At 36.9% G+C, this 11,832-nt stretch carries 8 protein-coding genes; 3 read left to right on the top strand and 5 right to left on the bottom strand.

Going from position 1 to position 11,832, the window contains the following annotated elements; translation table 11 throughout:
* From H4K33_RS11275 to H4K33_RS11260, 4 genes are all read right to left on the bottom strand, one after another.
* Nucleotides 1-988: gliding motility-associated C-terminal domain-containing protein (locus tag H4K33_RS11275; protein ID WP_182648983.1), on the bottom strand; the 988-nt coding region annotated here is incomplete at its 3' end.
* 16 nt (nt 989-1,004) lie between these two features.
* Nucleotides 1,005-3,965, bottom strand: coding sequence for a hypothetical protein (locus H4K33_RS11270; protein WP_182648981.1), 2,961 nt, complete (start codon nt 3,963-3,965; stop codon nt 1,005-1,007).
* A 10-nt stretch (nt 3,966-3,975) separates the two neighbouring features.
* Entirely contained in the window at nt 3,976-4,404 is a 429-nt protein-coding gene (locus tag H4K33_RS11265) for a hypothetical protein (RefSeq protein WP_182648979.1), read from the bottom strand.
* A gap of 2 nt (nt 4,405-4,406) precedes the next feature.
* A complete protein-coding gene (locus tag H4K33_RS11260) occupies nt 4,407-7,640 on the bottom strand; it encodes a hypothetical protein (protein ID WP_220485320.1) in 3,234 nt (1,077 codons plus the stop codon).
* Between the two features lie 893 nt (nt 7,641-8,533).
* Here H4K33_RS11260 and H4K33_RS11255 point away from each other — a divergent pair.
* From H4K33_RS11255 to H4K33_RS11250, 3 genes are all read left to right on the top strand, one after another.
* A complete protein-coding gene (locus H4K33_RS11255; protein WP_182648977.1) occupies nt 8,534-9,607 on the top strand; it encodes a branched-chain amino acid aminotransferase in 1,074 nt (357 codons plus the stop codon).
* Between the two features lie 99 nt (nt 9,608-9,706).
* Nucleotides 9,707-9,892 carry a hypothetical protein gene (locus tag H4K33_RS16570; protein ID WP_255493670.1) on the top strand — a complete coding sequence of 62 codons (186 nt, stop codon included), beginning with the start codon at nt 9,707-9,709 and terminating at the stop codon, nt 9,890-9,892.
* Between the two features lie 30 nt (nt 9,893-9,922).
* A complete protein-coding gene (locus H4K33_RS11250) occupies nt 9,923-11,035 on the top strand; it encodes a hypothetical protein (RefSeq protein ID WP_255493668.1) in 1,113 nt (370 codons plus the stop codon).
* Between the two features lie 40 nt (nt 11,036-11,075).
* On the opposite strand, the gene kdsB is transcribed toward H4K33_RS11250, so the two are convergent.
* Entirely contained in the window at nt 11,076-11,816 is a 741-nt protein-coding gene (gene kdsB, locus H4K33_RS11245) for a 3-deoxy-manno-octulosonate cytidylyltransferase (RefSeq protein WP_182648975.1), read from the bottom strand.
* Nucleotides 11,817-11,832: the final 16 nt, after the last annotated feature.

Below are 11,832 nucleotides of genomic sequence, written 5' to 3'. Positions count from 1 at the left end.
AGATCCAGTCTTTCTTAACTGTCGCTAAGGTGAAGAAACCATAACCTTTTACCGCTGAAACCGTTGTAATTTCTTTACTTGACATATCCACTACGCCGCCTTCATCTACCCACAATTGTTGTTGAGCATCCCAACGGGCAATGTGCAATTCATTTTCTGGATCTACTAACATAGCCGGTAATGTCGTACGCTCATCCCAACTCAATGTCAATAAAATATCGCTCTTAGTTTCATTTCCGCGGTCTATTAACCAATATTCACTGGTGTTAAGCTCTTTGATCACGCCTGCTATTGTAGGACGAGCTTTGAAAAAAGCAGCGTCTTCTGTGCGGTATTCGCCAACAAATCCATCGGTTTTTAACTCCGGCGCTGAAATGCGTGCGTAGCGATACTTCTCTTGGTCGCCTTTAGGATATTGAAATGACTCGTTCCCGATTTTCTCTACTAAACCTTCTGCGTGAGATGCATCTTTTACATTGATCGCTTTGGCTCCTTGTTGAAAACTCAACATCCCTTGAGACAACTTCTCTCCTGGTAAAACTGTAGGATCTACCTTGATAATGCCATCTTGAAAGTCAACAGTTCCGTAAACCTCCATGTTGTTTTTCAAATCAAACGCCTTTTTCTTGGTAGCGTTATTCAACTCTACATCGTGAAATTCTGACATCTCACTCCCGCTGATGAGTTGAGCACCTAGTTCTCCTTCGCCAGCATAACGCGTAAATACGGCTTTACCCGTTTTGCGATTCGTGGTGAATGAATAATATCCATCGTTGTTGAAATCGCGATAGTAATACACCGTTCCATCGTTGCTCAATTTTGCACCTGCTTGGTTGTCAAAATCATACAACGTCGATACTACTCCGCCACTCGCTACTGAGATTTGCCCTTGATTGACAAAAGATTCGTTCGAGGATTGAGCGTTAACAGCGCTACTAGCTCCTATTAAACTTAGGAAAAGTACACGATTGCTATATATTTTTTTCATACTACTTCATTTAGGGTTAAAAAATAGCTGGATTTAACAACATTGGATTACTTACACCAGGGCAATCGCCTACGTGAATAGTAAATGTGTTTGATTCACTTACACAATTTCCTCTCTTTACTATTAATCTAACCTTTAATCCGTTGATCGACTTCGTTGCGTGCTCAACTTTTAAGGTTTTATCTGTTACAAAAACAACCTGACTAAATGTTGTATTGGTAAGCGTTTTCCATGTTGGATCTCCAGTAGTTGAATACTCCCATGTATAAGTACTTCCATTTGCTACAACCGACACAAGTTGAGAATCGGAGTTTTCACAAATAGAAACATCTGCTAAAGAAGTATTTACTGTTGGTGAATCGACTATCGTGATATCAAAAGGCACTTTGTTTCCATAACATGCTCCTTTTCCTTCCGCTACGAAGTAACGATGCGTTCCAACTGTTGTAGGATTTGGTATTGTTGTAAGTGGATTTCCATCAGCATCAAAGTAAAACAACACATAGTTGTTGGTCACTCCTGTTGCAGATCGCTCTACATTTGGCACAACAGTATCATTCAAACAAAAGCTTACATCGGTTGCAGTTGGAACAGTTGTAATCACATCTTTACTTATCGCTAACTTAGCGTAACAACCTATTTCCATACCGGGAACAACAGCGTAATAATTTTTAGGTGTTCCATCGCTATTTAAAGCGAAATTACCCGTTACTAAACCTGTTGTACTTTCATATGAACTAGGAGGTACGTTAAAGAACTTCGTTCCTTGAGGATATGCATTTACCACTTCTGCACGATCCAATTGATTGGATGTAGAAGCAGAACACACTTCTTTGAAATAAAGCACTCCGTTATCTACAGGAGGAGTACAAGACGATAAGAACATTGTGCTAGCAACCAGAGTCATTTTAAATGGTTCTAAATTCGGTTGAGCACATAGATCTGTACTGTATTCACGAACAAATGGAGCGTTTAAATCAACTTGTGAATTCTTCCCTTTTCCAAGGATATTTCCATTGATTTCTAGGTTAAGTCCACAAGAATTTGTAGCTAATAAAACGCAGTTTTCAGAAGCTTTTAGATAGTATTTTAATTGCCCTAACAACTCTCTTTGTGTTAAATCTAGGGGCAATTCACCCACAGTCCAAACTATAGTTCCCCCAGAAGTTACAACAGGATCATTCGTTCCACCTGTTGGTGGTACCCATGAAACTGTGCCACCAACTGCCATATTTGGTGTCGGTTGAGCTGCTACATAATGCAAGTTAAAAGGAATGGGAATTTCTACTTTTGTTCCTGTTACTGCATCAGATCCTTTGTTGTATAGATCCAATTGGAAAGCTAAATCTTGTCCAGGCTGTATCGTACCATTGTGTGTTGGCAAAAATCCATTGTGTGTAATCGGTCGATTAAATCCAATTACTTCGGGTTCATAAGCATCTACTGCAAAAACCATATTATAGATAATATAGGTATCTTGATTAGATCCGTAACGGAATCTCGTAGACGTTTGTTCTTTCCCAATAAGATTATTATTGTTATTACTCAAATCAAAACGCGCTAAATCCATTCCTGTATTGTTAGTCAGACTAGGATTACGAGGATTTCCTCCTGTATTAATTGAAGAGTCGAAGAAGTTTACGCTTAAATCATTACTTGTTGCTAGTGTTGTATTACCAGTAACTCGATTAATTCTTCTCCATTCTGTATCATCAGCATTTCGAATATCGAAGTAATCTCCTTTAATATCTATATCTCCTTCACCCGCCATCAATCCAAGGGTAACACGAGCATTTCCTGTTTGAGCTGCTCTAAAACCCGAAATTGGCAATTCATAATTTGTTGTTGTACTACCTGGAACATAGGCATGTCCGTCAAATACCGAAATAGAGCGACGCGTAGTACCTGGAGTTTCATAAACAACGATCATTCCCCAACCACCGTAAAATCCTGTACTTCCTCCATTATCAGCATTTAAGGCAATATCAGCAACAAAATACTCTCCTGCACCTTTAGTTTGAACATAATCCGTCACATCTGCATAAGCTGAATACATGTTGCCATCTTGATTATTCGGATAATATATATCAGTAGCAGCAGCTTCAATTTCTCGATACGAATCTCCGGCCATTTTCAATTTAACTTTTCGCTTGTTCAATGGAGGATTACGATTCGGATCTACTTCTCTTGTGGTTACAGTATTGTAATAAATAACCGCTGCATTAGTGTAACTTTGTGTATTGCCGTTTGTGTTCGTGTCTCGTTTGAATTTTGTTATATATACCGTAGAACTTCCGACCTTTATTTCAAATGGCGTTGTCAAAGTTACAATGCCAGTGTTAGAATCATATGTACTTGCTAAGGTTTGATATTCACCATTTGTAATAAAATTCTTGCGATACTGTACTGGATTTGTTGCGTTATTGGTTAATCTAAAATCATATTGTGTCGCAAACAAAAATGCCTCATTAGACAAGGTGTATTTTGGATACTTATCTCTACTGCTTCCTTCACTCTGAACATTTGTAAACTTAAATCCACCTGTTGAAAATGAATTGCCTTTGCTAATATTTTGATCATATTGCGTAACTTCCTCCATACGTGCAACAGTGAAACTCATCGGACTCTCATTTTCATGTGCACGTCCAGACCAATACAATCCTGCATACACAATTTTCTGACAAGTAACATTTGTATTGGGTAAAACCAAGGTTGCAGAAGATGAATTTATGGTGTTCCAATCACCATCTACGTCAACATATTCCATTTTTTCATTTCCATTTCCTGTGGATGCACTATAGCTACTCAACGTCAGGTTGGTGTTTCCAATCATGGTAAATTCTCCTTGAACATTAAATTCCATTCGTTTAGAAAAGGGTTTCTTTACCTGTGCAAACCCTGAAAGTGCAGTACTTACAACCCATACAAAAGCAATCCATGTGAAAAGTTGTTTTTTATTATAAAGACTATTTCTCATACTACTTTACTTAATTAGGTTTCTCCATAATGAAATACACAATTTCTACTTCATTTCCCAAACGTTCTAACTGTCTGATCAAAGCTGAAAAGCGCTGTTTCACATAATTGTCATCCATTACTTGATGTGAGCGAAGGTAGATGTATTTCAATTTTGACATCCGTTGTATACTCCTTGTAGGTAGTGTAATAACATCTTGACCATTCCATTTCAAATCTATAACAGCTATTTCTTCTACTTCTAGATCTGTATTCTGAAACGCTCTAAAGTTGACAAAATGATCATTGTAATCTTCTGCTAAAAAAGCGCTAAACTCTTGGGCTTGTTCAACAGTTAATTCACTTAATTTCGTTTGATAGGCTACTACACGTTGCGCTTGTGCTTTAAAACCAAAGCACAAAAACAACGTGAATAGACCATATATATATTTATGTTTCATAATTAATCTTCGTTCACTGTAAATACGATATTCATAAAGTTCACCCCTTCTGCACTTGCTTGGGCACTTACTGTATACATCAATACACCATCAACGGTAATATCTGTAATGGTAAAAACTCCTTCTGTTGCAAATGTTACATGATACCCTAAATCCGTTGCTTGTAGCACTGGCAATGCTGCTGCACCTGGACTTGATTTTACTGTTGTACCATATTGTTTTTTATAAATAGTATACAATTCAATTCTTCCTTGACGTGTAGCATTATCAAAACTTACACCTGTTTGTGTTGCCTGACTTGCTGCTGTAGGTACTACAATTGAAGGCATATAGAAAAACTTCGGCATTGCTGCTTTTAATGCTTTTACCTCATTTGTACTGGCATCTACCGCTACTAAGTGTTGTACAATTTGATTATTTGAAACGGCTTGTGTTTTATCTTTATCTAAGCCAACTAAAGCTAATGTATGTCCATCAAGATCTAATACCGTGTTGCGAACTAATGGTCCTCCTAACTGAATATTTGAATCTGCAATATCTAATGGATTCTGTTGTAATCCATTGTTAAAGCTTACGCCTAATTTGTATGCGTTTCCTGCTTCTCCAGTACCAGAAATTGTAATTGGGCTTCTGTTTGCTCTTTCTGTTACACCTCCAAGACCATTATCTCCTTTATCCCCTTTGTCTCCTTTTTCACCTGGTAATCCGTCTTTTCCATTTACCCCATTTACTCCATCCGTTCCGTTTACTCCATTTTCTCCCTTAGGACCTTGCTCTCCTTGAAGTCCACGTTCTCCTTGGATTCCTTGTTCTCCTTGGATTCCTTGGATTCCTTGCTCACCTTGTTCTCCTTTTTCACCTGGTAAACCATCTTTTCCATTTACTCCATCTTCTCCTTTAGGGCCTTGTTCTCCTTGAAGTCCACGCTCTCCTTGTTCTCCTTTTTCACCTGGCAAACCATCTTTTCCATTTGCTCCATCTTCACCCTTAGGACCTTGCTCTCCTTGAAGTCCACGCTCTCCTTGCTCACCTTTTTCACCTGGTAAACCATCTATTCCATTTACTCCATCTTCTCCTTTAGGACCTTGTTCCCCTTGAAGTCCACGCTCTCCTTGGATTCCTTGTTCACCTTTTTCACCTGGTAAACCATCTATTCCATTTACTCCATCTTCTCCCTTAGGACCTTGTTCTCCTTGGATTCCTTGTTCTCCTTGTTCTCCTTGAAGTCCACGCTCTCCTTGTATTCCTTGCTCACCTTTTTCACCTGGTAAACCATCTATTCCATTTACTCCATCTTCTCCCTTAGGACCTTGTTCTCCTTGAAGTCCACGCTCTCCTTGTATTCCTTGCTCACCTTTTTCACCTGGTAAACCATCTATTCCATTTGCTCCATCTTCTCCTTTAGGACCTTGTTCTCCTTGAAGTCCACGCTCTCCTTGTTCACCTTTTTCACCTTTTTCACCTGGTAAACCATCTATTCCATTTACTCCATCTTCTCCTTTAGGACCTTGTTCCCCTTGAATTCCTTGCTCTCCTTGGATTCCTTGGGCACCTTCTTCTCCACGAACACCTTTTTCTCCAGGTACTCCTTGTGGTCCCTGCTCTCCTTGGATTCCTTGCTCACCTTGAAGTCCACGTTCTCCTTGGATTCCTTGCTCACCTTGAAGTCCACGTTCTCCCTGGATTCCTTGCTCACCTTGAAGTCCACGTTCTCCCTGGCTTCCTTGCTCTCCTTGAAGTCCACGTTCTCCCTGGATTCCTTGCTCACCTTGGATTCCTTGCTCTCCTTGTTCTCCTTGAAGTCCACGTTCTCCTTGAATTCCTTGCTCTCCTTGTTCTCCTTGAAGTCCACGTTCTCCCTGAATTCCTTGCTCTCCTTGGATTCCTTGTTCTCCTTGGATGCCTTGTTCTCCCTGAATTCCTTGCTCTCCTTTTTCACCTGGTAAACCATCTATTCCATTTACTCCATCTTCTCCTTTAGGACCTTGTTCACCTTGGATTCCACGTTCTCCCTGAATTCCTTGTTCTCCCTGAATTCCTTGTTCTCCTTGAAGTCCACGTTCTCCCTGAATTCCTTGTTCTCCTTGGATTCCTTGTTCTCCTTTTTCACCTGGTAAGCCATCAACTCCATCTTCTCCTTTTGGTCCTTGGATACCCTGCTCTCCTTGTGGTCCAGCAGCTAAATCAATCACAACTTTTTGATTTGCTTCATTTGTATATGTGATAGTTCCATCTCCATTATCAACCAATGTTGTAAGAGTTTCATTATCCTTTACAATAGTATTTGCATCTAAATTGTGTTGTATGTTTTCTTCGTCTGTATAAACGATTTTTTTTGTTGTTGCATTGTAAATCAGTGTCGTAAGAGATTGCTCAACCTGAACTAATTGTTTTAAGACTTGATACAAATCAAGGTCTGTTCTATTCTGAATTACTTCTGTAAGATCTCCAACTACATTGATATTCGTTGTTGCACCTGCTTCATTTGTATAGGTATATTTACCTGCTTGTGTGCGTACTAAAGTTGTTATTGTCTCTCTTTCTCTGATGAATGTTTCCAAGTTTAACGTTGTAGTTTCTCCCTCTTCATCAATAAAAGAAATAATTCCTGTAGTTCGATCAAACGCAATAGAGGTAACTGTTTCGAATGATTTGACAGCGCCTTTTATATCAACTGTTGCTACATGACCTTCCTCATTCGAGTAAGTCAACAGTCCAGTTGCAGAGTCATACCCCAAAACAGTTACAGTCTCATATTGCTGAACGATATCCTCAAAGTTTAATTCTACTTTAATTCCATCGTTATTGATGTAATATAATTTATCCCCTTCATAAATTACATTACCTTCAGTTGTTCTAACGATATTTTTAATTAGGTTTTTCACCTTATCGCCTTCCATGTTTAAAATCTCTTCGAAATGTTGTACAACTAGAGAAGGAATATCCTTTCCATTAACTAAACGTTGCCAAGCCTCATCGTACCAATAGTAGTAACCAGGCGTAATTAGCGCATTAGCCGTTGTGTTAAATACCATTAAACTATTAAGGTTACCATTCGTTATTGTCGTCTTATCTGTTGCGCTTGTTAAAGCAACATTGGGAATTAATAATCCTCGGTTCGTAGCTTCAATCGTCAATTCCGCAGATTTATTAGGGTTATTGGTTCCAATACCCACTTGCGCGTTTGCTGATACTGCCCCCATTAATAGAGCAATTGGTATTAATCTTTTTTTCATAATAATAGTGATGTGTCTAACATTCTTGTCTATAGAAAATGCTAATGCATTATTTCAATACCAAATTTTCACTCTTTATTTCAAATCTGGGATTCAAAAAATTGGCACAAACTAATTTTTAAAGATTTTCAAAAAACTGAACTCGCTCTTTTTAGAAAACACAAATAATTACAAAAACATGATTATCAACTAGATATATTTTAAAAAACCTAGACTATACCTAACCATTCGGGTAATTAAAAACTATTCTTTCTTTTTGATCTCAACGAAAACAATTAAACTTTTTACTGTACTTTTTTGAAGAAAAAAGAGACACTTACAGGTCGTTAAAACGGCATAAAAGTTAAATAAAAGTGAAGTACCCTCCTTTTTAAAGTTAATTAAATCAAAAAAAACACAAACCATACGAGAAATTCAACCTCTATTTCACCACTCAAAAAAGGATATAGGCTAGATTAAACTAGATCATAAAATACTTCTTTTCGAATGATGGAGTAATCTCCTTATAATGTCAAAATTTACAAGCGTATGTATTTACACGTTTGCCTTTATTCACTCTACCTTTACATTTATATTATCGCTGCCTAGTGTATAGAAATTACAGCGTATAAAGGACAGACCGTTATGCGTTTGTGAAAACAAAAAGAAAGTATACCACAGTAAATCAAAAAAATAAACTAAAAACAAAGCGTTTACACAAATAAATTCAAAGTATCCTATATTTTCCCAAGTTTTTTTTTGATAATATAATATTTTATTCAGCTACATAAATATTCTTTAAATTTAATTGATAAATAGTGAGTTTTTTTGCTATTTTTGTAAGGCAGTATTTCAAAAAAACTGCTTCAACGTTTTAGTTAATACAACAACAACTTTTAAAAAAACACTATAAAATGAGTTTAGAAACAAAATTTGAACTTTCTATTGACAAGATAGAAAAGTCTAGAGTCGATTCAATTGATTTCGAGAATGTAAAATTTGGATCTATTTTCACGGATCATATGTTGGTTTGTCATTATAAAGATGGTAAATGGGGAAAAGTGGAAATCAAACCTTATGGACCGATGAGTTTTGCTCCTTCAATTAATGTTTTCCATTACGGACAAGCAATTTTCGAAGGAATGAAAGCATACAAAGACAATAATGATGACGTATGGTTATTCCGTCCACGCGAGAACTGGGCTCGTTTTAATAAATCTGCAGAGCGTATGGCTATGCCACACATTGATGAGGAGAGATTTATTGACGGTTTAAAAGCACTTTTAGATTTAGACAGAGAATGGGTAAGAAAAGGACAAGGAAACTCTTTGTACTTACGTCCATTTATGGTTGGTACACACGAAGGTGTTGTAGCTGGTCCTTCTAGCGAATTTATGTTCTGTGTTATTTGTTCTCCTGCACGTACATACTACTCTGGTAAAGTAAAAGTACAAATCGCTGAACACTATAGCCGTGCGGCTAATGGTGGTGTAGGATACACTAAATGTTCTGGAAACTACGGTGGACAATTCTACCCTACACAATTAGCTCAAAAAGAAGGTTACCAACAAGTAATCTGGACAGATGACGCTACACATACAAAATTAGAAGAAGCTGGTACAATGAACGTATTCTTCAGAATTGGAGATACTTTAATTACAGCTCCTACAAGTGAGCGTATCTTAGACGGTGTTACAAGAAAAAGTTTAATCGATATCGCGAAAAGCAAAGGAATTAACGTTGAAGTTCGCTCTATCGTTGTTCAAGAGTTGTTAGATGCTCATGCTAAAGGTGAATTATTAGAAATTTTTGGTGCTGGTACTGCAGTTACAATTGGACAAATTGAAGGTTTTGCATACCAACAAAAATACTATGAATTACCAAATGTAACAGATGAAGATTCTTATGCTATCTTGTTAAAAACCAACCTACAAGGGATTCAACAAAAAGCAATTGAAGATACATTCAACTGGACAGAAAAAATATAATGATCCTTTTAGGATACAATTTCAAGAACGGCAGTAACCCTGCCGTTTTTTTATGTACTATATTGAAGGTTTTTACTTATTTTTGCTAAAATCTTTATTATGTTTACAACAGGTCAAATTCAATTCGCACTTTTTTTTATAATCACATTTACGATCATTTTAATTATTATGTATCGCAAAGACCTCAATCTTCACCGTAAATACTACAAGAATAGATTGTGGATTTTACTTGCGTTTTTGGCCTTTATTGGTTCGCTATTTATCCTAAAAAATGTACTGAAATAATGCTTTAATCCTTAGTGTCTACTGCTAATTATGAAAATCCTTAAGTATTTCCTTCTTCTTGTTATTTTGCTATGCATTTCGCTAGTTGTATTTGTATTAACTCAAAGTGGCAATTTCAAAATTACGAAGTCTTTTGAACTTGATGCACCTCAACCCATCGTATATCAATACATACAAGATTTAAACAATTGGAATGATTGGATTGAAACAGAAAATAACACCAACGGAATCTACAGCATCACCCTGCCTAACATCGGAGTTTATCAAATTCGAAAAGAATACGAAAAACCGTTTGACAGCATCTCACAAGACATTCTTTACGACAATAAATTATCTAATATTGTTTGGCGTTTTAGCCCTAAAGGACAAAAAACTAAAGTAGAATTCTTTTTTGAAGGTACTATCGACCTCAAAACAAAAATTTTAACCTTTTTCTCTGGATCTCCTGATCAAGTTGTTGGTCAAGCCATTGACAATAATATCAATGCTTTGATCGTATTTTTTATCAAGCAATATAGAGAGTATGATTTAGGTACGACTGGTTCGACAACAAAAGAAGCATTTCACTATATCTATTTGAATGGCTCTTCAAGTTATACTGATGTCAAAACCACAATTGAAGCACTAAATATACAATTGACCGACTTCTGTTCTTCAAATAGTATTAAAGTCGATTCAACTCCTTTACTTATTTTCGACAATAATCCCTTAACGGATAACTTGGAATTTCAATACGGATTCAGACTTCGAGATTCTATTTTCCTAAATGAAGAAGAAAACTTCAAATTAGGTAGTTTAGAAGCCAATACATACTTTGAAAGTACTATTACAGGTTATTATTCTCACTTGCCAAAAGCGTTGAGAGAAATTCGTACCATTGTTAGCAAATCTGAAGTTTTTACGAATAATCCAGCTCAGAAAATGATGATTGAATTGAATCAATCATCGCTGAATAATCGTCTACCTTCTACTTGGAAAACTACGGTTTTAATTCCGATTACACTTAATAAACAACCATCGGTGGTGTATGACAGTATAAGACGTCCGCGTGTACCCGTTTATAAGAAACCAGTAAATATACAAGAAAACGAAGAACCAGTTACACAAGAAGCAGCTCAAACCCCTCCTCCAACAGAGGAATAAATATAAAAAAAGAGAGAATCAAATTTGATTCTCTCTTTTTTTATATCACGCCTTTAGCTAGTAGCGCCTTAGCTTCTTCTAAATCTTCTGGGGTATCAATTCCCACACCGATGTGATGGGTAATTGCCATTTTTATACGCTTTCCATATTCTAAATAGCGTAATTGTTCCAATTTTTCGGTTGCTTCCAAAAATTTCATCGGCCAAGTTGTAAATTCCAACAAAGCATCACGTCTAAATGCATAAACTCCAATATGTTGATAATACTGTACTTGGGTTTCTTTATCACGAGGATAAGGAATAACTGAACGAGAAAAATACAAAGCTACTTGATTCTCATCAACGACTACCTTGACGTTATTGGGATTTTCAATGCGTTCCCATTCCTGAATAGGCGTCATTAAAGAAGCTAAATCGATTTGCTTATCCTGGTCTTCTTTGAAAATTTGAATTAACTTCTCCAAATTGTCTGTGTTGACAAAGGGTTCATCTCCTTGTACATTGATTACAATATCAGCCTCAAGATCTGCCACTGCCTCTGCTATTCGGTCACTTCCACTTTCGTGTTCTTTGATACTGCGAACCACTTTTCCGCCATGTGTTTGAATTTCGTCAAAAATCAAAGGTGAATCTGTCACAACAAATACATCATCAAATAATCCTGTTGCTACTGTTGCTTCATAAGTTCTTCGAATAATGGTTTTACCTCCTAATTCTTGCATTAATTTAGCAGGAAATCGCGTAGAGGCATAACGGGCCGGAATAACAGCAATTACTTTCATACTGGTTTTATTTAGT

Origin of the sequence: Myroides sp. WP-1 (genome assembly GCF_014145635.1) — a bacterium.
Lineage (GTDB): Bacteria > Bacteroidota > Bacteroidia > Flavobacteriales > Flavobacteriaceae > Flavobacterium.
The sequence above is the reverse complement of the archived record's forward strand: the minus strand, read 5'-3'. Positions and strand labels throughout refer to the sequence as shown.

Coding starts and splice junctions, on each gene's coding strand:
- H4K33_RS11250 (WP_255493668.1), top strand. CDS start 9,923: ATGAAAATCCTTAAGTATTTCCTTCTTCTTGTTATTTTGCTATGCATT.
- H4K33_RS11260 (WP_220485320.1), bottom strand. CDS start 7,640: ATGAAAAAAAGATTAATACCAATTGCTCTATTAATGGGGGCAGTATCA.
- H4K33_RS11265 (WP_182648979.1), bottom strand. CDS start 4,404: ATGAAACATAAATATATATATGGTCTATTCACGTTGTTTTTGTGCTTT.
- H4K33_RS11270 (WP_182648981.1), bottom strand. CDS start 3,965: ATGAGAAATAGTCTTTATAATAAAAAACAACTTTTCACATGGATTGCT.
- H4K33_RS11255 (WP_182648977.1), top strand. CDS start 8,534: ATGAGTTTAGAAACAAAATTTGAACTTTCTATTGACAAGATAGAAAAG.
- H4K33_RS16570 (WP_255493670.1), top strand. CDS start 9,707: ATGTTTACAACAGGTCAAATTCAATTCGCACTTTTTTTTATAATCACA.
- kdsB (WP_182648975.1), bottom strand. CDS start 11,816: ATGAAAGTAATTGCTGTTATTCCGGCCCGTTATGCCTCTACGCGATTT.